The organism is Streptomyces sp. NPDC001480 (assembly GCF_042894725.1).
In the GTDB taxonomy this organism is placed as follows: domain Bacteria; phylum Actinomycetota; class Actinomycetes; order Streptomycetales; family Streptomycetaceae; genus Streptomyces.
Window position 1 is genome coordinate 79,831 of the sequence record NZ_JBIAVX010000004.1, and the last position, 21,720, is coordinate 101,550.

15 protein-coding genes are annotated in these 21,720 nt (G+C 72.1%); 13 read left to right on the top strand and 2 right to left on the bottom strand.

What is annotated here, in order from left to right:
* Positions 1-118 precede the first annotated feature (118 nt).
* Positions 119-2,284: a RecQ family ATP-dependent DNA helicase gene (locus ACFY01_RS10735; RefSeq protein WP_390735339.1), complete on the bottom strand. Its 2,166-nt coding sequence runs from the start codon at positions 2,282-2,284 to the stop codon at positions 119-121.
* A gap of 140 nt (positions 2,285-2,424) precedes the next feature.
* On the opposite strand from ACFY01_RS10735, the gene ACFY01_RS10740 reads away from it, so the two are divergent.
* From ACFY01_RS10740 to ACFY01_RS10770, 7 genes are all read left to right on the top strand, one after another.
* The gene (locus ACFY01_RS10740; protein ID WP_390735340.1) at positions 2,425-3,918 is read left to right on the top strand and encodes a DUF4192 domain-containing protein; all 1,494 of its coding nucleotides are present in this window, start codon (positions 2,425-2,427) and stop codon (positions 3,916-3,918) included.
* 404 nt (positions 3,919-4,322) lie between these two features.
* The gene (locus ACFY01_RS10745) at positions 4,323-6,464 is read left to right on the top strand and encodes a glycogen debranching N-terminal domain-containing protein (protein WP_390735341.1); all 2,142 of its coding nucleotides are present in this window, start codon (positions 4,323-4,325) and stop codon (positions 6,462-6,464) included.
* 130 nt (positions 6,465-6,594) lie between these two features.
* Entirely contained in the window at positions 6,595-7,353 is a 759-nt protein-coding gene (locus tag ACFY01_RS10750) for an NUDIX domain-containing protein (RefSeq protein WP_390735342.1), read from the top strand.
* A 71-nt stretch (positions 7,354-7,424) separates the two neighbouring features.
* On the top strand, positions 7,425-9,734 hold the full coding sequence (locus ACFY01_RS10755) for an ATP-binding cassette domain-containing protein (protein ID WP_390735343.1): 2,310 nt from the start codon (positions 7,425-7,427) through the stop codon (positions 9,732-9,734).
* A 162-nt stretch (positions 9,735-9,896) separates the two neighbouring features.
* Complete coding sequence (locus ACFY01_RS10760) at positions 9,897-10,784, top strand: FadR/GntR family transcriptional regulator (RefSeq protein WP_390735344.1); 888 nt, start codon at positions 9,897-9,899, stop codon at positions 10,782-10,784.
* Between the two features lie 385 nt (positions 10,785-11,169).
* Complete coding sequence (locus ACFY01_RS10765; protein ID WP_390735345.1) at positions 11,170-12,714, top strand: RNA polymerase sigma factor; 1,545 nt, start codon at positions 11,170-11,172, stop codon at positions 12,712-12,714.
* 120 nt (positions 12,715-12,834) lie between these two features.
* On the top strand, positions 12,835-13,701 hold the full coding sequence (locus ACFY01_RS10770; RefSeq protein WP_390735346.1) for a S1 family peptidase: 867 nt from the start codon (positions 12,835-12,837) through the stop codon (positions 13,699-13,701).
* Between the two features lie 153 nt (positions 13,702-13,854).
* Here the strand turns inward: ACFY01_RS10770 and ACFY01_RS10775 are convergent, their stop codons facing one another.
* Entirely contained in the window at positions 13,855-14,085 is a 231-nt protein-coding gene (locus tag ACFY01_RS10775) for a hypothetical protein (protein ID WP_141357618.1), read from the bottom strand.
* Positions 14,086-14,535: 450 nt separating this feature from the next.
* Between ACFY01_RS10775 and ACFY01_RS10780 the strand changes: the two genes are divergently transcribed.
* The 6 genes from ACFY01_RS10780 to ACFY01_RS10805 all read left to right on the top strand — a co-directional run bounded on the left by ACFY01_RS10780 (position 14,536) and on the right by ACFY01_RS10805 (position 21,714).
* Positions 14,536-16,659 carry a type IIA DNA topoisomerase subunit B gene (locus tag ACFY01_RS10780; RefSeq protein WP_390735347.1) on the top strand — a complete coding sequence of 708 codons (2,124 nt, stop codon included), beginning with the start codon at positions 14,536-14,538 and terminating at the stop codon, positions 16,657-16,659.
* Positions 16,660-17,154: 495 nt separating this feature from the next.
* Positions 17,155-17,679, top strand: a complete 525-nt coding sequence (locus ACFY01_RS10785) for a DUF1453 domain-containing protein (RefSeq protein WP_390735348.1) — start codon at positions 17,155-17,157, stop codon at positions 17,677-17,679.
* Positions 17,676-18,827, top strand: a complete 1,152-nt coding sequence (locus tag ACFY01_RS10790) for a sensor histidine kinase (RefSeq protein ID WP_390735349.1) — start codon at positions 17,676-17,678, stop codon at positions 18,825-18,827. The genes ACFY01_RS10785 and ACFY01_RS10790 overlap by 4 nt, the downstream gene beginning before the upstream one ends.
* Positions 18,824-19,504, top strand: a complete 681-nt coding sequence (locus ACFY01_RS10795) for a response regulator (RefSeq protein ID WP_390735350.1) — start codon at positions 18,824-18,826, stop codon at positions 19,502-19,504. Before ACFY01_RS10790 ends, ACFY01_RS10795 begins: the two co-directional genes overlap by 4 nt.
* Before the next feature lie 69 nt (positions 19,505-19,573).
* Positions 19,574-20,125: a DUF485 domain-containing protein gene (locus ACFY01_RS10800; RefSeq protein ID WP_390735351.1), complete on the top strand. Its 552-nt coding sequence runs from the start codon at positions 19,574-19,576 to the stop codon at positions 20,123-20,125.
* Complete coding sequence (locus ACFY01_RS10805; RefSeq protein WP_390735352.1) at positions 20,122-21,714, top strand: cation acetate symporter; 1,593 nt, start codon at positions 20,122-20,124, stop codon at positions 21,712-21,714. The genes ACFY01_RS10800 and ACFY01_RS10805 overlap by 4 nt, the downstream gene beginning before the upstream one ends.
* Positions 21,715-21,720: the final 6 nt, after the last annotated feature.

Consider the following 21,720-nt stretch of genomic DNA (forward strand, 5'->3'; position numbering starts at 1 on the left):
ATTCTTCCTGTCGAACTTGGATGCGGCAACGAGCAATTGGGGCCACCGACTGTTATCTGGTGGTGCGTGGCTTATATCCCTACCCATTGGGTCGTCCGGTGACGCAAGAGGCGGACGATCACCCCTGGACGGCGAGGACCAGCGGCAACACCCCCTGCGCGCCGGACCTCCTGAGCAACCGGGCCGCGACAGCCAGTGTCCAGCCCGTCTCGGTGAAGTCGTCCACGAGCAGGACGGGGCCCCGTGCCCCGGCGAGGGCCGATGCGAGTTCCGGCGGCACGGTCAGCGCACCGTCCAGGGCCTTGAGGCGCTGCGCGCTGTTGCTGCGGGAGGCGCGCGGCACGTCACCTGCGTACTCGACGGAGCCCAGCAGGGGCAGTCGGCCGATCTCCGCGATGCGGGCGCCCAGCGAATGGATCAGCCGCGGCCTGGTCCGTGAGGCGACCGTGACGACACCCGCCGGGCGGTCCTGCGCGCCGGACGCACCGGGGGCCCAGCCGCCGGGCCCCTTCGCCCAGTCGGCCAGCACGCCCACCACGGCCCGTGCGACGTCGTCGGGCACGGGCGCGTCGGCGGCCCCGGGTGCGAACATCGGCCGCAGTCGGTTGCCCCAGCCGATGTCCGACAGACGCCCCAGGGCCCGCCCCGCGGCAGCCTGTTCGGCGGCGGGGATGCGGCCCTTGAGCTCGATGCCGATCGCCGGCAGCCCCGTCGGCCACATACGGCGGGGTTCCACCTCCACACCGGCCCGGCCCAGATCGACACGGGCGGCGTCCAGCGCGGCCGTCGAGGTGTCCGCGGTGAAACGCGCGCCCGCGCAGTTGTCGCAGCGGCCGCAGGGCTTCGCGCCCTCGTCGTCCAGTTGTCGTTGCAGGAACTCCATCCGGCAGCCCGTGGTGGCGGCGTACTCACGCATCGCCTGCTGCTCGGCCTTCCGCTGGCGTGCCACCCAGTCGTACCGCTCGGAGTCGTACGTCCAGGGCCGGCCGGTGGCGATCCAGCCGCCCTTGACGCGCTTGACCGCGCCGTCCACGTCGAGGACCTTCAGCATCGTCTCCAGCCTGGAGCGGCGCAGTTCCACCAAGGGCTCCAGGGCGGGCAGCGACAGCGGGCCGTCGGCGCGGGCGAGCACGTCGAGGGTGCGGCGCACCAGATCCTCCGACGGGAAGGCGAGCGACGCGAAGTACTCCCAGATCGCCTCGTCCTCCCTGCCGGGCAGAAGGAGCACCTCGGCGTGCTCGACCCCACGGCCCGCGCGGCCGACCTGCTGGTAGTAGGCGATGGGGGAGGAGGGCGAGCCGAGATGGACGACGAACCCGAGGTCGGGCTTGTCGAAGCCCATACCGAGCGCCGAGGTCGCCACGAGCGCCTTGACCCGGTTGGCGAGCAGGTCCTCCTCGGCCTGCTGCCGGTCGGCGTTCTCGGTCCTGCCGGTGTACGAGGTGACGGCGTGCCCACGCTGCCGGAGGAAGGCGGTGACCTCCTCGGCGGCGGCCACGGTCAGCGTGTAGACGATCCCGGAGCCAGGCAGGTCGTCGAGGTGGTCGGCGAGCCACGCCATGCGGTGCGCGGCGTCCGGCAGCCCGAGGACGTTCAGGGTGAGGCTCTCCCGGTCCAGCGGGCCGCGCAGCACCAGCGCGTCCGAGGTGCCGCCGGTGCCGAGCTGCTCCGCGACGTCCGCGGTGACTCGGGCGTTGGCCGTGGCGGTGGTGGCCAGCACGGGGACGCCCGGCGGGAGGTCGGTGAGCATGGTGCGCAGCCGGCGGTAGTCCGGGCGGAAATCATGGCCCCAGTCGGAGATGCAGTGGGCCTCGTCCACGACGAGGAGGCCGGTCGCCGCGGCGAGCTTGGGAAGGACCTGGTCGCGGAAGTCCGGATTGTTGAGCCGCTCCGGGCTGACCAGCAGGACGTCGACCTCGCCCGCGGCGATCTCGGCCTGGATGGCGTCCCAGTCCTCGGTGTTGGAGGAATTGATCGTCCGGGCGTGGATGCCGGCGCGGGCCGCCGCGTCGACCTGGTTCCGCATCAGCGCCAGCAACGGCGAAACGATCACGGTGGGCCCGCTGCCGTGGGCCCGCAGCAGCGAGGTCGCCACGAAGTACACCGCGGACTTGCCCCACCCGGTGCGCTGGACGACCAGGGCCCGGCGCCGGTCGGCGACCAGTGCCTCGATCGCCCGCCACTGGTCCTCGCGGAGTCTGGCGGTGCCGGTGGTGTCCCCGACGAGGCGGGCGAGGACGGCGTCGGCCTGCGTCCGGAGATCCGCGTTGCTCGTGTGCTCCATGTGTTCCATACAACAGGACGGCACTGACAGTCGGGCACGCCACGGCGCCCGGAGCGGAAAGCGCCGAGGCTTGACGCGTCCATGCTCGGAGTTATCCACAGGCTCAAGCGGAATGTTGGGATCCGCGAGATCGTCGGCGCATGACGAACCACAGCGAAACGACTGGACCCGCCGAAAACGGTGACATCACCGCACGCGGCGCGCTGAACGAACCCATCGGACACGACGGCCAGGTCACCCTGCGCACCCCGGCCGAGCTGGCCGACGCCCTGCCCTACCTGCTCGGGTACCGTCCCGAGGACAGCATCGTCCTGGTCGCCCTCCACGACCGCGACGGCCGCGGCCGGTTCGGCGGGCGGGCCCGGCTCGGCATCCCGGCGAACCCGGACGACTGGCCCGCGGCCGCCCGGCAGTTGGCCCACGGCCTGGTGACCGGCAGCGAACGCAGGGGCGCCCGCCCGGAGCAGATGGTGGCCTACGTCTGCCAGGAGCCCCCGAGGGGCGAGTCGGGCGGCGACGTCATGCGGCGTCTGCGTCCGCTCGCCCAACTGCTGCGCACCGAATGCGGCCGCCTCGACGTACCGGTGATCGAGGCGCTGTGCATCTCCGGCGGGCGCTTCTGGTCGTACTGCTGCCCGCACGAGGGATGCTGCCCGGCCGAGGGAACGCCGATGGGCCTGCCCGGCACCTCCGTGCTGGCGGCCGCGGCCACCTATGCCGGCCTCCAGGTACGCGGCACACTCCGCGAGCTGCATGCCAGGCTGCTGCCCTGGGAGACCGCCGCCGCCCTGGAACAGGAGATCGTCCTGGACGCCGCCGGCATGGATCTGGTGCCCAGGATCCTCGACGACGCGAGCCGTGCCGACGTGGCGATGGAAACCCTCGGCCTGGCCGAGCGCGTCATCGGCCGGTTCGCGGCGGCGCCTTCCGTGTCCGGCGCACTCCAGGCGGACCGCCGCGACGACGAACTGCTCGGTCACGACGAGGCCGCGACGCTCATCCTCGGCCTCCAGGACCGCACGACCCGCGACCGCGCCGCCGCGTGGATGGAGGGTGAGGAGGCCGGACCGGCCCTGCGTCTGTGGCGCGCCCTGGCCCGCCGCTGCGTCGGACCCTACGGGGAACACGCCGCCGCACCCCTCACCCTGGCCGGCTGGGTCGCATGGTCCACCGGCGACGACCTCGAGGCCCGTGAAGCCCTGGCCATGGCGCTGGGCGCGGACCCCGACTACCTCTTCGCCCGCCTCCTGCACCAGGCATGCAACGAGGGCCTGGACCCGGAGTCGATCCGCCGCTGCCTGCGCGCGGAACGCGCGGGGCGTGCCCGGCCGGACGACACGGCCGAGGACATCACGCAGGCGGACGCCGCCGCGACCGGCCAGGACGTGCCGGAGACCGGCGGCCGACGACGCCACCGGGCCCGCTCCGCCGAGCGCCTCGACGCACCCCCGCGCCCGGCACGAGCGGCGGAGGGCAGGCGAGCCCGTCCCACGGCCCCGGACCGCGCCCGCCCGGGTACCCCGAAGCCGGGCGGCACGCAAACGCGTGCGGCAGGGAAGAGCCGCGGCCGACGCGACGCCACCGCGCCGGAGGCCACGCGATCCGCGGGCAATGCCACGGAGGGGGACATGTGAACAACGACTGGATCCGACTGCCGGCGGCCCGTCTCCTCTCCTTCGCCCGGATCCGGATCAGGCGTCGCTCGGTGGGGCCGGCCCGTGACGGCTCCGAACGCCCGCTGCCGTCCAGCCGACGCGAGGATCGCACGGCCCGGGAGCGCGGGGCCGGCTCCGGCGGTCCGGCACTCTTCGGCCGGCGCCGGCGCGGCGGCCCGAACCCCATGCCGGCCCTCCGGACGCGCCGCCCTCCGCTCGGCTCACCCGAGGGGAGGCGTGACCCGGAGGAGCCCCGTTCCGTTCACCTGAGTGGCGGAACGCCTGGACGGACCGTGCCGCCGCACGCCCCCTGTCCCTCCAGAACCCTCGCCCACCCGGCGCCGGACACGTCCCCGGCGCAGAGAGCGCAGAAGAAGCCCGCCATGCACCAGCCGACTCCGCACGTCGCGGCCGACGGCCGCCTCGCCCCCCGCCGAGCCGCGCCGTCGCCGCAGGGCGCCGGCCTCGGCCCGCCCTCCCCGGACAGCACGGGTGTTCCGCCCCGACCACCGACGCGGGCCGCCACTGCGCCCCGCGCGGACCCCGCACGCGCACCGCTGCCGACCGTACGCCGTCCGGCCGACCTGCCCCCCACCCACACCGCCCTGATCTGTGTCGCGCTCCCTGGCCTGGCCATCTCCACGGAACAGGGACAGCTGACCGGCCGGGGCCTGGAGGGCTTCTACCGGGCGGGCCGCCGCCTTCTCTCACGCTGCCGGCTCACGGTGGCCGGCAGCGAGCCGCTGCCCGTGCAGGCCAGGATGACCGGAGCCGACCGGGCCCGCTTCGTGGGGACACTGCGCGCCTACCCGGCCGTGGGCCCGGACCCCGACGTGGTCGTCGAGCGGATCCGCCACGCCGACGGCACCGAGCGCATCACGCTCCACAGCGCCGCCCCACGCCCACTGCGCCTGCCGGTCGAGGTGGCCCTCGCCACGGACCTCGCGGACCTGAGCGCCATCGCCGCAGGCAACGCGGGTCCCGAACTACCCGCCACCGTCCACGACTCCGGCCTGCGCTGGACCCGCGCCACCGGGAACTCCACGGTCACGGCCCATCCACCGCCCGCCGACGCGCTGGCCTCCGCGGGGCTCCTGCGCTGGGAGTTCGAACTGCCGCCCGGCGGGACGGCCACCGTGGAGCTACGCGTACGAGCCGAGGGTGCCGGACCGGTCAGGGCCGTGGGCCGAGCCGCCACGAGCCCCCTGGCGTCCGCCCGGGCGGCGGGCGACGACCCGCGGGTCCCGGCGCTCCTGCGCACGAGCATCGAGGACCTACAGGCACTGCTGCTGCGCGACCCCGCGCGGCCCTCCGACACCTGCCTCGCGGCAGGGGCGCCCTGGCGTTGTGGCCCGGCCCCGGCCGAGGCGCTCGCCGCCGCGCGGATGACGCTGCCGCTCGGCACCCGCCTCGCCGCGGGCACCCTGCGCGCCCTCGCGCGCACCCAGCTCACCGGCCCAGGGCCACGGACAGGCATGATCCCGGGACCGCGCCGTGACACGGGCGCCCACCTGCCACCGGGCTGCACAGGCACCGAGGCCACACTGCTGTTCCCGGCCCTGCTGGCGGAGGCCCGCCGCTGGGGGCTGGCGGAGCAGGAGACGGAGGAACTGCTGCCCGCGGCGGAGCGCTGCCTGACGTGGCTGCGGACCACCGCGGGCGAGGGCCCCTACCTCCCCGACCCACAGCCGGGCGGGCCCATACGCTCCGAGACGCAGGCCCACGCGCATCGCGCCGCGCTGCTCGGCGCCGATCTGCTCGACGCGCACGGCAGACCGGGCGGCGACGGGCTGCGGCAGTGGGCGCAGGAGCTGCGGAAGGCGTTCCGCCGGGACTTCTGGGTGGAGGATCCGGGCGGCGGCCGTCCGGTCGCGGCCCGCGGTCCGGACGGCCGCCTCGTCGCGCACCTCGGCTCCGCCGCCGTCCATCTTTTGGACACGGGCCTGCTGGGCGCCGGAGAGCTCGCGCCCGGTCTGCTCGATGATGTGCGGACCGAACAGCTCGCCCGGCTGCTCGGCGGCCCGGCCATGGACTCCGGCTGGGGCCTGCGCGGGCTGGGCACCAAGGAGGCCGGCCACAATCCGTTCGGCCACCGGACCGGAGCCGTCCGCGTCCAGGAGACCGCCCTCGCCGTCGCCGGGCTGGCCGCGGCGGGCTACGAGAAGGAGGCCGGCGGGCTGCTGAAGGGGCTGCTCGCCGCGGCCGAGCACTTCGGGCACCGGCTGCCCGAGATGTACGCCGGGGAACTGCGCGCCGATGGCAGCGCGCCCGTACCGCATCCGGCGGCCTGCCGCCCGGCGGCCACGGCGGCGGCCGCCGGGGTGCTGGTCCTCGCCGCACTCGTGGGCATCCGCCCCGACGCGCCCGCCCGCACGGTCACCCTGCGCCCCATGCACAGCGCGCCCCTGGGCGAGATCGGCCTGACCGGACTGCGGGTCGCGGGGGCGCCCTTCTCCGTACGGGTCAGCAGACTCGGCCTGGCCATGGTCGAGGAGGCGGCGGACGCCCTGCAACTGGGAATGTGACCTCGGGCGATGCGAAGGATGACACCAGCTGGGGCCGATCACGGGCCGCATCACGGGCCGAAGTGGATCAGAGGCCGATGCGACCGGCGAAGGGCGTGTTTATCGTCAGGCAGACGACTATGATCGCGGCATGCCCTACGACCCGTCAGCGTTCCCGCCCTTCGCCGTCACCGTGGACCTGGTCGTGCTGACCGTGCGCCGCCACGCCCTGTGTGCGCTGGCGGTGCGCAGGGGCGAGCCGCCGTTCCAGGGGCGCTGGGCGCTGCCCGGCGGCTTCGTGCGGGAGGACGAGGACCTGGCCCAGGCCGCGGCGCGCGAACTCGCCGAGGAGACGGGGCTGCGCGCCCACGACCCGGACGCGCCGACCCAGGACAACGGTGCGCATCTGGAGCAGCTGGCGACCTACGGCGACCCCAAGCGCGACCCGCGGATGCGTGTGGTCAGCGTTGCGCACCTCGCGCTCGCCCCGGACCTGCCCGCACCCCGCGCGGGCGGCGACGCCAGCAACGCGCGCTGGGCGCCCGTCGAGGAACTGCTGCAACAGGGCGGGTACGGCCGCGACGGCGAGCCGGTGGCACCCCTGGCCTTCGACCACGCCCAGATTCTTTCCGACGGGGTGGAACGGGCGCGGTCCAAGATCGAGTACTCGTCACTGGCCACCGCGTTCTGCCCGCCCGAGTTCACCGTCGGAGAGCTGCGCCGGGTCTACGAGGCGGTGTGGGCCGTCGCACTCGACCCCCGCAACTTCCACCGCAAGGTCACCGGCACCCCGGGGTTCCTCGTGCCAACCGGCGGCACGACCACCCGCCAAGGAGGCCGCCCGGCCCAGCTTTTCCGGGCCGGCGGCGCCACGCTGCTCAACCCGCCGATGCTGCGCCCCGAGGTCTGACGCTCCGGCGCCGAGCGACGACAGCGAAGTGGTACCCGAAAATCCGGACATATCGCGCTATCTTGCTGCGGGTGATCCAGGCCATCGGACTGACCAGCAACGCCCGCAAGGGATGCCCGCCTGCCGTCGACGACGTCTCCTTCGAGGCGCGGCCGGGCTGTGTCACCGCGCTCCTGGGGACACCGGGCGCGGGCAAGACGACGGCGCTCAGACTGATGCTGGAACTCGAACCGGGGCGCGGGATCACCTACTTCAGGGGGCTGCCCCTGCACCGCGTCGCTCACCCGTCGCGTGAGGTCGGCGTGCTCCTGGGGGACGTACCCGGACACCCGGCACGCTCGGTCCGCGGCCACCTGCGCATGCTCTGCGCCGCGGCGGGAGTGCCCGTCCGGCGCGCCGACGAGGTGCTCGAGACGGTCGGACTCGTCAGCCTGCGCGAGGAACGCCTGGGCACGCTCTCGCGCGCCGTGGACCGTCGGCTCGGCCTGGCCTGCGCCCTGCTGTCCGACCCACACACGCTCGTGCTGGACGACCCCGCCGACGGGTTGTCCGTCCGGGAGGCCCGCTGGCTGCACGGCATGCTGCGCGCGCATGCGGAGCAGGGCGGCACGGTTCTGCTCACCACGGCCGACCCCAAGGAGGCCGCTCGCACCGCCGACCGCGTCGTCACCCTGGAGCGGGGCAGGCTGCTCGCCGACCAGGACGCCTCGGAGTTCGGTCGCACCCGCCTGCGCCCCCGCGTCGCCGTCCGCAGCCCGCACGCCCCACGCCTCGCCGCCCTCCTCGCCAAGGAGGCCCGCACGCACCGACGCTCCGTCGAGGTCGTACCGGAGGGTGGCAACCATCTGTCCGTGTACGGCAGTACGACCGCCGAGGTCGGCGAAACCGCGTTCCGCCACGGCATCCTCGTCCACCAACTCGCGGACGAGGTAGGGGACATGGGACCCGGCGCGGGAGCATCGGCGTCGGCAGGCAACGGACCCCGCGACGCGGACGAAGCGGCGCCGGCCGGCCGGTGGAAAACCGCGGACGGGTACCCCGTCGTCGGGCAGCCGCGTAAAGGCGAACGCTCCGGCGCGGACGAGGTGTCCGCGGTGGAGCGAGCGGGGGACACCCAGGAGCTGCCGGTCGTGGAGCGAGTGGAGGACGCTCACGAGTTGCCGGTCGTGGAGCGAGCGGAGGACACCCATGAGTTCCCGGCCGTGGATCGAGCGCAGGCCGCCCAGGAACGGCCGGCGGCGGACCGAGCCCCGGCCGGTGGTGCGCTGTGGACGCGAGGGCAGCCGCGGCCCGACGGTGACTCGCCCGCCGCGGACGCGGCACCGTCGATCCCCGCCCCCTCTGCCGTGATGGCGGTCGTGACCGCCTCCGCCACGCACTCCGCCCAGGACTCCGCCACGGCCCAGACCGTCCAGGCGCCGACGGACGCCTCCACCGACGCGGCGGCCGGTCGTTCGTCCCTCGCCGAAACGTACGCGCCGCACGACGAGCATGCCCCGGCCGGCGACCGGGCCGTCCCGAGCGGCTCCGGGCGCACCGCCGCGCACGCCCTCCCCGCCCCCGTCCCCGACGTCCTGTCCCCGCTCCCACCCCCCATCTCCGTACGCTCGGCCCCCAGTCCTCTCCGCCCGCTGCGCTACGAACTCCGCCGCGCCTGCGGTATCGGCACGGGATTCGTCACGTGCGGCGCCGTGCTCGTGGTGTCCGCGCTCACCGCCGTGCTGCTCGCACGCCTCGGCCACACCCCGCAGGCGCGCCTGTTCGCCGCATGGCCGCTGGAGCTGCCCCTGCCGCCGGCGGCGCTCGGCGCGGCACTGCTCGGCGCGCTGGCCTTCGGTGACGAGTTCCGCCATCCCGCCCTGGCGGCCGATCGCGGCACCGTGCCCCGCAGGCTGGGGCTGCTCACCGCGAAACTCCTCGTCTCCGGTGCCACGGCGGGGATGCTGGCCTTCCTCGCCGTGGGCTGCGACGCCGAGGTGCTCTACGTCGTCTACGGACAGGAGCTCGCGAAGGTTCCCGCCGACTGGCTCTCCCTCGGCGCCAGTTGGTTCGGGCTCGTGGTCGGGTGCGCCTGGGCGGGAGTGCTGGCCGCGGGAGTCTTCCGGTCCACCACGGGAGGGCTCGCCACGGTGGTCGCCGTACCGGTGGTCGTCGTCCCCGTGGTGGAGAAGGCGCTGGAGGGGCCGGCCGTGCGGATGGCGGCGGATTTCCCGCTGCGCATGCATCAGGTCCTCCTGCTGCAGTGGCCCTTCGGAGGTGAGCGCTACCTGGTCGCCGCGGCCCGGGTCATCGCCCAACCCGTCGGCGGCGCAATGGCGTTGTCGCTGACCGCCCTGCTCTGCGCGTATCTGGTCACAACCCTGAGGAGCAGACTGCGCTGACTACTGTGCGTGCTCGCCTGACCTCGACATGCGCACAACTCCCCGCAGAAAGCCCATTTCTTTCCGATAAGGCGTCAAGTGCGACGGGGTAAGCGATCACCCTTTCGTGTGCTTTTCACCAAAGCCCTCAAGGGAGTTGGACACGACGCCGACAAAGGATCCGTGAGTACCCTTGCGCACACCATGATGACCGCCGCCCGCTCCGCCGACTCAGGTCTGTCCGGGCCGGGCGAACTCGACCGCTACCCCTACGCCGAGGCCTCCGCCGTCGACCGCGTGGGAGCGCCCGTCTGGGAGGGCGCGGACCCCGAACTGGGACGTGTGGGCCGACGTGCCGCGGGCAGCCGCGGCCGCGGACTGCACGGCCAGCTCGTGCAGCAGCTGGGTCAGATGATCGTCTCGGGCGATCTGGGCGCGGACCGCCCACTGGTGCCCGAGGAGATCGGCCAGCGCTTCGAGGTCTCCCGCACCGTCGTCCGTGAGTCCCTCCGCGTCCTGGAGGCCAAGGGGCTGGTCAGCGCCCGCCCGAACGTCGGCACGCGCGTGCGCCCCGTCAGCGACTGGAACCTCCTCGACCCCGACGTCATCGAGTGGCGCGCCTTCGGGCCGCAGCGGGACGACCAGCGCCGGGAGCTGAGCGAGCTGCGCTGGACGATCGAGCCGCTCGCGGCGCGCCTGGCCGCCGGACACGGGCGCGAGGACGTCCAGCAGCGCCTCTCCGACATGGTCGAGATCATGAGCCACGCCATGACGCAGGGCGACACGCTCACCTTCTCCCGCGCCGATGCCGAGTTCCACACGCTGCTCATCCAGCTCGCGGGCAACCGCATGCTGGAGCACCTCTACGGCATCGTGTCGGCCGCCTTGCAGGTTTCCGGCGGCCCGGTCACCGGCTGCGAGCGGCCGAACGAGGCCTCGGTGGCCCAGCACGCGCGCATCGTCGACGCACTCGGTACCGGGGACGGCGTGGCGGCCGAGGCGGCCATGCGTCAGCTGCTCACCGTCCATCCCGAGGTCGAGCGCGTGGTGCCCGCCCCGCGCGAGCACTGACCGCACCGTCGGCGGTGGGGTCGGAGTACCGCGTTCTCGTGGTGTGGCCGGGCCCGGGAACCGTCAGCCGCCGGACCGCGTCGGATCCTTTGGGAACCCGCGGGTCCGGCGGCGTGAACATCTGCGACCTTGTCTGTCCGTGTCTGGCCGTTTTTGCGTGTTTACGGGGTGTGACTCGGGCCACGTAGATTGGGCGTAACGCTTGTGGGAACAACGCGATGACCTAAGAGGTGACAGCCGCGGAGGGAATACGGACGCCATGCAAGGCGCTGTGCATCTTCCCGGCCCCCGCCCGCGCCGTCGGCCCATCCCCAAGCCGGCGGTCGGCTCCTGTCCGTCTTGGACGGGGCCGGAAGCCGTTTTCCAACGTTCCGAGAGGTTGTTCGTGTCGGCCAGCACATCCCGTACGCTCCCGCCGGAGATCGCCGAGTCCGTCTCTGTCATGGCGCTCATTGAGCGGGGAAAGGCTGAGGGGCAGATCGCCGGCGACGATGTGCGTCGGGCCTTCGAAGCTGACCAGATCCCGGCCACTCAGTGGAAGAACGTACTGCGCAGCCTCAACCAGATCCTCGAGGAAGAGGGTGTGACGCTGATGGTCAGTGCCGCGGAACCCAAGCGGACCCGGAAGAGCGTCGCAGCGAAGAGTCCGGCCAAGCGCACCGCCACCAAGACGGTCGCGGCGAAGACGGTGACCACGCGGAAGGCCACCGCCGCCACGGCCGCTCCGGCCGCGCCCGCCGACCCGTCCGCCGTCGATCCCGCCGAGGAAGCCGCACCCGCCAAGAAGGCCGCAGCCAAGAAGACGACCGCCAAGAAGGCGGCCGCGAAGAAGACCGTCGCCGCCAAGAAGACGGTGGCCAAGAAGACGACCGCGAAGAAGGACGACGCCGAGATCCTCGAAGAAGAGGTTCTCGAGGACACCAAGGTCGCCGACGAGCCCGAGGGCGCCGAGAGCGCGGGCTTCGTCCTCTCCGACGAGGACGAGGACGACGCGCCCGCCCAGCAGGTCGCCGCGGCCGGCGCCACCGCCGACCCGGTCAAGGACTACCTCAAGCAGATCGGCAAGGTCCCCCTGCTCAACGCCGAGCAGGAGGTCGAGCTGGCCAAGCGCATCGAGGCCGGCCTCTTCGCCGAGGACAAGCTCGCCAACGCCGACAAGCTGGCGCCGAAGCTCAAGCGCGAGCTGGAGATCATCGCCGAGGACGGCCGCCGCGCCAAGAACCACCTCCTGGAGGCCAACCTCCGTCTGGTGGTCTCCCTGGCCAAGCGTTACACCGGTCGCGGCATGCTCTTCCTGGACCTCATCCAGGAGGGCAACCTCGGTCTGATCCGTGCCGTCGAGAAGTTCGACTACACCAAGGGCTACAAGTTCTCCACGTACGCCACCTGGTGGATCCGTCAGGCGATCACCCGCGCGATGGCCGACCAGGCCCGCACCATCCGTATCCCGGTGCACATGGTCGAGGTCATCAACAAGCTCGCGCGCGTCCAGCGCCAGATGCTCCAGGACCTGGGCCGTGAGCCCACCCCGGAGGAGCTGGCCAAGGAGCTCGACATGACCCCTGAGAAGGTCATCGAGGTCCAGAAGTACGGCCGTGAGCCCATCTCGCTGCACACCCCGCTGGGCGAGGACGGCGACAGCGAGTTCGGTGACCTCATCGAGGACTCCGAGGCCGTCGTCCCGGCCGACGCGGTCAGCTTCACGCTCCTCCAGGAGCAGCTGCACTCGGTGCTCGACACCCTGTCCGAGCGCGAGGCCGGCGTCGTCTCGATGCGCTTCGGTCTCACCGACGGTCAGCCGAAGACCCTCGACGAGATCGGCAAGGTGTACGGCGTGACGCGCGAGCGCATCCGCCAGATCGAGTCCAAGACCATGTCGAAGCTGCGTCACCCGTCGCGTTCGCAGGTGCTGCGCGACTACCTCGACTAGGTCACACGCTCCGTCGAAGGCCCGGTCTCCCCGCGCGGGGAGACCGGGCCTTCGTGCTGCGCGCTGTGGCGCTCTGGATGACTCTGGGTGTCCTGATCCCACCCAGAGTGAGGAGCCCCTATGCGCCGACCTCGTGTCCGAGTCCTGATCCGGCCGCTGTTCCTGGCGGCCGTCACCGCCGCCATACCGTTGGCCGACGCGGCGCCCGTGGCGGCCGACAGCGTTGTCGTGGGCGGCTTTCCCGTGGATGTGTCCGAGAGCCCCTGGACGGTGGCACTGTCCAGCCGTGACCGGTTCGGGGGTACGCGGGCGGGCCAGTTCTGCGGAGGGGCGGTGGTCGGGCGGACCACGGTGCTGACCGCGGCCCATTGCCTGGCCGAGGAGGTTCTGGGGGCACCGCCCGACGAGGCGCGCGACCTCAAGGTCATCGCCGGTCGCACGGACCTGCTGTCGAGCGCGGGGGAGGAGATCGCCGTGCGTGACACGTGGGTCAATCCCGGTTACGACAAGGTCAGCAACGCGGGGGACTTCGCCGTACTCACCCTTGCCGAGCCCTTGCCGCAGAGTTCCGTCGTGCCCATGGCGGCCGACAGTGACCCGGCGTACGCGCCGGAGACCGACGCCTTGGTCTACGGGTGGGGTGACACGACCGGGGCCGGTGACTACCCCCGGCGCTTGCGCGCCGCACGCGTGCGCGTGCTGGCCGATGCCCTGTGTGGCCGGGCCTATCCCGGTGGGCCCGACGGCGAGTACCGGGCGGACTCCATGGTGTGCGCCGGGGATGCCGCGGGCGGCCCTGATGCCTGTCAGGGGGACAGCGGAGGCCCTCTGGTCGCCCAGGGGCGACTGATCGGACTGGTGTCCTGGGGGAACGGCTGCGGGAGGCCGGGCAGCCCCGGCGTCTATACGCGGGTGTCCGACATCGTGCGGGCACTGGGGTGGGTAAACCGGGGGAGCGGCGTCCGGGAGCCGCAGGGGGGCGTCTGAGGGCTCCGTGGGCCCTGTGGTTGTCGGGCCGGCCCGCTTCGACGGCGGGGCCCGGCCGATGGGTGAACCAGTCGGGCGACCGCTCCCGTCGGTGGGGAGCGGCCGCCCGTTCACCGGCCTGTGCCGGGGCTGGCTCGTCGTATGTGCGAGATGTCAGCGCTCTTCTTCGGACGCGTTTGCGGGAACGGACGTCAGCCGCTCCGTCTCGTCCTGTATCTCAGCGGCGATCTTCTTGAGTTCCGGCTCGAACTTGCGGCCGTGGTGGGCGCAGAAGAGCAGTTCTCCGCCGCTGAGCAGCACGACGCGCAGGTATGCCTGGGCGCCGCAGCGGTCGCAGCGATCGGCGGCCGTCAGGGGGCTCGCGGGGGTCAGAACAGTAGTCACGTCGCCTCTTCTCTAGCTCGACGAGCTGTCGTACCAGGGTCAACATCCAACCAGCCCGAAAACGTTCCCGCTCGTGGCTTTTCCTCGAAAAAATCTTTCCCGGGGCGGCTGTCTGCTGCCGGTTGGCGGCGAATGTGCCGTAGTGCGTGTCTTGTGTGCTTTACGGGTTCGCGCTGTCAGTGTTCGGTAGGTGTCCGTCCTCCCGGCTGGCTTGCCGGTTGTTCATGAGGACGTGCCCGGAGCCTAAATGGTTCATGCCTCGAAGGGAACGTGATGTGTGCTTCACTCCAACGAGGGATCGAACGCGTATGCGAGTCTGGAATAGTGTGAGTTCATGACGAGGGTGGCGGTACAACGGCTCTACCAGGCCTCGGTACCCTCTGAGCGGCGACCGAAGCCGGGCCCTTACCCAAGTGGGGTCCACCTGAAATTCAGCGAGGAGCGAACCGCGTGACCGCCGAGACGTCCGTGCCGTCCACAGCGCTGCTGGCAGGAGCAGACCGGGACGGTTCCAACTACACCGCGCGGCACCTGCTCGTCCTCGAGGGCCTCGAAGCCGTGCGCAAGCGCCCTGGCATGTACATCGGCTCGACCGACAGTCGTGGCCTGATGCACTGCCTGTGGGAGATCATCGACAACTCCGTGGACGAGGCCCTCGGTGGGTACTGCGACCACATCGAGGTGATCCTCCACGACGACGGCTCCGTGGAGGTCCGGGACGACGGCCGTGGCATCCCCGTGGACGTCGAGCCCAAGACGGGTCTCTCGGGCGTCGAGGTCGTCATGACCAAGCTGCACGCCGGCGGCAAGTTCGGCGGGGGCTCGTACGCGGCCTCCGGCGGTCTGCACGGTGTCGGAGCCTCCGTGGTGAACGCGCTCTCCGCCCGCCTGGACGTCGAGGTCGACCGCGCCGGTCACACCCACGCGATCAGCTTCCGGCGCGGCGTCCCGGGTGCCTTCGCGGGCAACGGCGCGGACGCGAAGTTCGAGGCCAAGAGCGGCCTGCGCAAGGCCAAGAAGATCGCCAAGACCCGCACCGGCACCCGGGTTCGGTACTGGGCCGACCGGCAGATCTTCCTCAAGGACGCCAAGCTCGCGCTGGAGACGCTGCACCAGCGCGCGCGCCAGACCGCGTTCCTGGTGCCCGGCCTGACCATCGTCGTCCGTGACGAGTACGGACTGGGCGAGGGGGGCAGCAAGGGCGAGGAGTCGTTCCGCTTCGACGGGGGCATCAGCGAGTTCTGCGAGTACCTGGCCACCGACAAGCCGGTCTGTGACGTCCTCCGCCTCACCGGTCAGGGCATCTTCAAGGAGACGGTCCCGGTCCTGGACGACCACGGCCAGATGACCCCCACCGAGGTCACCCGGGAGCTCGGTGTCGACGTCGCGCTGCGCTGGGGCACCGGCTACGACACGACGCTCAGGTCGTTCGTCAACATCATCGCCACCCCCAAGGGCGGCACCCATGTCGCCGGCTTCGAGCAGGCCGTCACCAAGACGATGAACGAGGTGCTGCGCGCCAAGAAACTGCTGCGCGTCGCCGAGGACGACATCGTCAAGGACGACGCCCTGGAGGGACTCACCGCGGTCGTCACCGTGCGGCTGGCCGAGCCGCAGTTCGAGGGCCAGACCAAGGAGGTCCTCGGCACCTCGGCGGCCCGTCGCATCGTGAACAACGTGGTCACCAAGGAACTCAAGGCGTTCCTGACCTCCACCAAGCGCGACGCCGCCGCACAGGCCCGGGTGGTCCTGGAGAAGGCGGTCGCCGCCGCCCGCACGCGCATCGCGGCCCGCCAGCACAAGGACGCACAGCGCCGGAAGACGGCCCTGGAGTCCTCCTCGCTGCCCGCCAAGCTCGCCGACTGCCGCAGCGACGACGTGGACCGCAGCGAGCTGTTCATCGTCGAGGGAGACTCCGCGCTCGGCACGGCGAAGCTCGCCCGGAACTCCGAGTTCCAGGCGCTGCTGCCGATCCGCGGCAAGATCCTCAACGTCCAGAAGTCATCCGTGACCGACATGCTGAAGAACGCCGAGTGCGGCGCGATCATCCAGGTCATAGGAGCGGGCTCGGGCCGGACGTTCGATCTCGACGCGGCCCGCTACGGCAAGATCATCATGATGACCGACGCCGACGTGGACGGCTCCCACATCCGCTGTCTGCTGCTGACGCTCTTCCAGCGCTACATGCGGCCCATGGTCGAGGCCGGCCGGGTGTTCGCCGCGGTGCCGCCGCTGCACCGCATCGAGCTCGTCCAGCCGAAGAAGGGCCAGGACAAGTACGTCTACACGTACTCGGACCGCGAGCTGCGCGACAAGCTCATGGAGTTCCAGAGCAAGGGCATCCGGTACAAGGACTCCATCCAGCGCTACAAGGGTCTGGGCGAGATGGACGCCGACCAGCTGGCCGAGACGACGATGGACCCGCGCCACCGCACCCTGCGCCGGATCAATCTCTCCGACCTCGAAGCCGCCGAGCAGGTCTTCGATCTGCTGATGGGTAACGAGGTGGCGCCCCGCAAGGAGTTCATCTCCAGCTCGGCGGCGACGCTGGACCGCTCCCGGATCGACACGTAGGCACTGCGCTCGGCCTCCGGGTGGGTGTCGCAGCCCGCTGCGCGGCGGGCACGGCCGGCGCGGTGCCCGCTGAGCCGGTGCGGAGCGGCACGCTGCCGGGCTGCGCGGCGGGCACGGCCGGCGCGGTGCCCGCTGAGCCGGTGCGGAGCGGCACGCTGCCGGGCTGTGCGGCGGTCCGACCGCGGCTCCGACGCTCGACGACCGAGGCTGCGAGGCCTCGGCGGCGCCCGTGGCCTCGTCCGTCGCCGTCGCCGTGGCCGTGGCCGTCCCCGTCGTTGTCCGTGGCTTACGACGCCGGGCACCCCACCGGTCGGCCGTGCCTCGCCGCGTCGGTGACCGCTCCGGTGCTTCTCCACCCGTGGGTGGAGGGTGCACGAGCTGCGGATCCACCCACGATCCACCCCCGCTCCGATCTGCTGACCTGCGAATTTCCGTAGCGTCGAAGACGTCGGCAGCGCTCGCTGCCGGTGCTCTCTTCCGCTCACGGAGGCTCCGATGTCCGGGCTAGTCAACGCCTTGCTGATCGTGGCCGTCGTCGTGCTGGTGATCGTGCGCCAGTTCCGCGCCCAAACCATCAGCACCGACCGGCGGTGGTGGCTCGTGCCCGTCGTCCTCGCGGTCCTGGCGCTGCGCGAGCCCGGGATGATCGACGCCCACCACCGCACCTCGTCCGTCCTGCTGCTCGCCGCCGAGCTGCTCATAGGCCTGGCCACTGGTGCCGGCTGGGCATGGACGAGCCGCATGTGGCGGGAGTCCGACGGGACCGTGTGGAGCAGGAGCACCAAGGCGAGCGTGGCCGTCTGGGTCCTCGGTATCGCCCTGCGCGCGGGCCTCTTCGGCCTCGGCGTGCTGTTCGGCGTCCACCAGGACAGCTCCGCCCTGCTCCTCGCGCTCGCCGGCACCCTGCTCGTCCGCTCCGGAATCCTGCTCTGGCGCGCCCAGTCCCTCCCCACCGCGGGCGCTCCGGCCGCGGCGTACGGTGACGCCATGCCGCGGCCCGCGTGGAAGGAACGTGTGTGACGGACAACGCCTGGACACGCTGGCCCTCCCGGGAGGCGCTCGGCCGGGAGGGCGTCTCCCGGCCGAGACGCGCGATCGCCTGGGTCGTGCGCCTGGTCGTACTCACCCTGCTGCTGTGGAGCGCCTTCGAAGACCGGCACGTGCACGGCTGGGGGACGGTCGTGGCGGTGGGCGGCATCATCCTGGCCGGGGCTCTCGCCTGGGCCTTCTACCGGACCACCTACCAGCACCGTCTGCCGGCATCGCTGGCGGTCGTCACGCTGCTGCTGTGCCTGGCGACGGTGGCCCAGTCGACGGGGTTCCGCGGGCCGGCCATCGTCCTGTGGTGCGGCTGCGCGATCTCCGCGCTGGAGCGGATGCCGCTCGGCGCGGCCCTCCCCGTCGCCGCTGTCGCCCTCGCCGCCTTCTCCGCGGTCAACAACGACGTATGGCTGACCACCGCCGCCACGGTCACGGGCATGGCCCTCGCCGGCTACGTCCTCCGGCTCGACGCCGAAGCCCGGGGCAGCGCCCAGCGACTGCTCGCCCAGGAGCGGGCCGCCCGGTCCGCCGAGGCCGAGTCCGTGGCGCTGGCGGAGCGGGCCAGGATCGCGCGGGAGATCCACGACGTCCTGGCCCACAGTCTCTCCGCCCAGCTCGTGCACCTGGAAGCCGCCCGGCTGCTGATAGAGCGGGGGGCGGACCGGGAGCAGATCCTGGAGCGGGTGGTGGCGGCACGCGGAATGGCTCGCGACGGTCTCGCCGAGACCCGGCAGGCCCTCTCCGCGCTGCGGGGCGAGCTGACCCCGCTGGAGGAGTTCCTGGCCGAGCTCGTCAGCGAGGCGGTAGGAGCCGAGGTCACCGTCACGGGTGATCGCAGACCGCTGTCCGCCGAGGCGTCCCAGGCCGTGCGCAGGGTCGCGCAGGAAGCGCTGACGAACGTGCGCAAGCACGCCCACGGCGCCAAGGTCCGGATACGGCTCGAGTACGGCGAGCACGATGTGACGCTCAACGTGCGGGACTCTGGCGGAACGCCGGGGGAACTGACCGGTGCGGGCGCGGGATACGGTCTGCTGGGCATGCGGGAGCGTGCCGAACTGCTGGGTGGTTCGCTCGAGGCGGGGCCTGAGGAGGAGGGGTTCGTGGTGACGCTGAAGGTGCCCGTATGACGGAGGAGGCAGGGAAGAAGCCCGCGCGGGTGATCGTCGTGGACGACCAGACCGTGGTCCGGGAGGGCATCGTGATGCTGCTCGGGCTGCTGCCGGGCATCGAGGTCGTCGGGGCCGCGGGCGACGGGGAGGAGGCGGTGCGGCTCGTCGCCGAGCTCGCACCCGACGTCGTTCTGATGGACCTGCGGATGCCCCGCTGCGACGGTGTGGAGGCGACCCGGCGGATCCGGGCCGACCACCCCGGGACCCAGGTCGTGGTGCTCACCACCTTCGCGGACGACGATTCGCTGTTCCCCGCGCTGAGAGCGGGAGCGCGCGGTTACCTCACCAAGGACGCAGGCGGTGAGGAGATCGTCCGGGCCGTGCAGAGCGTGCTGTCGGGGCACGCGGGGCTGTCGCCGAGCGTGCAACGCCGGCTGCTGGAACGGCTGTCGCAGCCCGAGCCGCCCCCGGCGCCCGAGGAGGCCCCGGACGGACTGACCGCCCGGGAGACCGAGGTACTGGTGCTGATCGCCGAGGGGTTCACCAACCAGGAGATCGCCCGCAAGCTGTGTGTCTCCACGGCGACCGTGAAGACACACATCAACAACCTCTTCGCCAAGACAGGTCTCAAGGACCGCGCCCAGGCCGTGCGTTACGCGTACGCGAAGGGACTGGCGCGGCCACCAGCGGGTTGAGTCACCTGATGGGGTGAAGAGCCCGGCGAAGGAGAGCCGGGGATCTCCCCGGTCTGTCCATCCTTGGGCATGCAGTCAAACAACGGTGGTTACCGCCCAGACGGGGGCGGTCCGGACAGTACGGCCGAGAACCAGGACAGCCGCGGCCCGGCTCCCCACCACGTGAGGCACGAGGACCCCTGGCACGACGCGGTTCCCTCGGGATGGGGCGAACTGGACGGCACGGGTGCCCCCGCTCCCGCCGCCGTGCCGGTCGCGCGGGCCGGCCGGCGGGGGCCGGAGGTTCACGCCCGCGACGTGTACGTCGAGGTGCAGCGGAGTGCGGCCTTCCAGGAGGTGCGCAGCCGGTACCGGAGGTTCGTGGTGCCCGGGGTCGTCCTCTTCCTCAGCTGGTACGTGGGGTATGTGGTGACTGCGACGGTCGCACCCAGGCTGATGGCGAGGCCGGTTGCGGGCGCGGTGAACGTGGCGATGCTCGCGGGGCTCGGACAGTTCCTCACCACCTTCCTGTTCACCTGGGCCTATGCCCGGCACGCGCGTCTGCGCAGGGACCGGGCGGCCCTGGACCTGCGCTGGGACACGCAGGAACTGGCGCGCGGCGGCAGGGGCGGTGCGCTGTGACGGGTCAGCATCAGACACTGGCGTTCGGGCTGTTCAGCGCGTTCGTGGCCGTCACCCTGGCGATCACGACCTGGGCGGGTCGCCACCGGCGTGGCTCGGCGGAGGAGTTCTACGCGGGCGGGCGGCTCTTCTCCCCGATGGAGAACGGTTTCGCCCTCGCGGGTGACTACCTGTCGGCAGCCTCGTTCCTGGGTGTGACCGGGCTGATCGCGCTGTTCGGCTACGACGGACTGCTGTACGGGGTGGGCTTCCTCGTCGCCTGGCTCGTGGTGCTGTACCTGGTCGCCGAACTGGTGCGCAACTGCGGGCGCTTCACTCTCGCCGACGTGATCGCCGCGCGGATGAGCGAGCGGCCGGTCCGGCTCGCCGCGGGCACTTCCTCGGTCACCGTGTCCGTTCTGTATCTGGTGGCGCAAATGGTGGGCGCGGGCAGCCTGGTCGCGCTGCTGCTCGGGCGGACCGGCGAGGCGGCGCAGGTCTGGGCCGTCATCGGTGTCGGCGCGCTCATGGTGATCTATGTGTCGTTGGGAGGGATGCGGGCCACCACATGGATTCAGATCGTGAAGGCGGTCCTGATGCTCAGCGGTACCGTCGTGCTGACCGTTCTCGTCCTGTTGAGGTTCCACGGCGACGTCGACCGGTTGCTGCTCACGGCCGCCGAGCGCAGCGGCCACGGGCGGGCCTTCCTGGCGCCGGGCCTGAAATACGGCGGGGACTGGACGGCGCGCCTGGACTTCATCAGCCTGGGCCTCGCGCTGGTGCTCGGTACGGCGGGGCTGCCGCACATCCTGTCGCGCTTCTACACGGTGCCGACCGCACCGGCCGCGCGTCGTTCGGTGGTCTGGTCGATCGGGCTGATCGGCGGGTTCTACCTGATGACGATCGTCCTCGGGTTCGGCGCGGCCGCCATCGTCGGGCCGGAGGAGGTACGCAGGTCGAACGCGGCCGGGAACACGGCGGTTCCGCTGCTCGCGCTCGATCTGGGTGGCGGGCCGGACTCCACCGGCGGAACGGTTCTGTTCGCGGTCGTGGCAGCCGTGGCCTTCGCGACCATCCTCGCGGTGGTCGCCGGGATCACACTCGCCTCCTCGGCGTCCGTGGCCCACGACCTGTACACGTCCCTGCGGCGCGGGCGTGGGGCGCCGCGCAGCGAGGTGGCCGTGGCACGGGTCGCGGCGGTGGGCATCGGCGTGGTCGCCATCGCGCTCGGTCTGCTGGCCCGGAACCTCAACGTCGCCTTCCTGGTGGGACTCGCCTTCGCCGTGGCCGCGTCCGCCAACCTGCCCGTGCTGCTCTACTCGCTGTTCTGGCGCGGCTTCACGACGCGCGGCGCGGTCTGGGCCGTGTACGGCGGGCTGCTCCCGGCCCTGGGGCTCGTGGTGCTGTCCCCGGTGGTGTCGGGCAGCCCGGGCGCGCTGTTCCCGGACGTCGACTTCCAGTACTTCCCGCTGGAGAACCCGGGCATCGTCTCGATCCCGATGGGCTTCCTGGCGGGCTGGCTGGGCACGGTCACCTCGGACGACGCCCCGGACGAGGCCGGGTACGCGGAGACCGAGGTGCGGTCGCTGACCGGAGCGGGGGCCGTGTAGCGGGGG

Bases quoted from the DNA above. Each gene is read 5' to 3' on its own strand.
- ACFY01_RS10735 (WP_390735339.1), bottom strand. From the start codon at position 2,284: ATGGAGCACACGAGCAACGCGGATCTCCGGACGCAGGCCGACGCCGTC.
- ACFY01_RS10740 (WP_390735340.1), top strand. From the start codon at position 2,425: ATGACGAACCACAGCGAAACGACTGGACCCGCCGAAAACGGTGACATC.
- ACFY01_RS10745 (WP_390735341.1), top strand. From the start codon at position 4,323: ATGCACCAGCCGACTCCGCACGTCGCGGCCGACGGCCGCCTCGCCCCC.
- ACFY01_RS10750 (WP_390735342.1), top strand. From the start codon at position 6,595: ATGCCCTACGACCCGTCAGCGTTCCCGCCCTTCGCCGTCACCGTGGAC.
- ACFY01_RS10770 (WP_390735346.1), top strand. From the start codon at position 12,835: ATGCGCCGACCTCGTGTCCGAGTCCTGATCCGGCCGCTGTTCCTGGCG.
- ACFY01_RS10785 (WP_390735348.1), top strand. From the start codon at position 17,155: ATGTCCGGGCTAGTCAACGCCTTGCTGATCGTGGCCGTCGTCGTGCTG.
- ACFY01_RS10795 (WP_390735350.1), top strand. From the start codon at position 18,824: ATGACGGAGGAGGCAGGGAAGAAGCCCGCGCGGGTGATCGTCGTGGAC.
- ACFY01_RS10800 (WP_390735351.1), top strand. From the start codon at position 19,574: ATGCAGTCAAACAACGGTGGTTACCGCCCAGACGGGGGCGGTCCGGAC.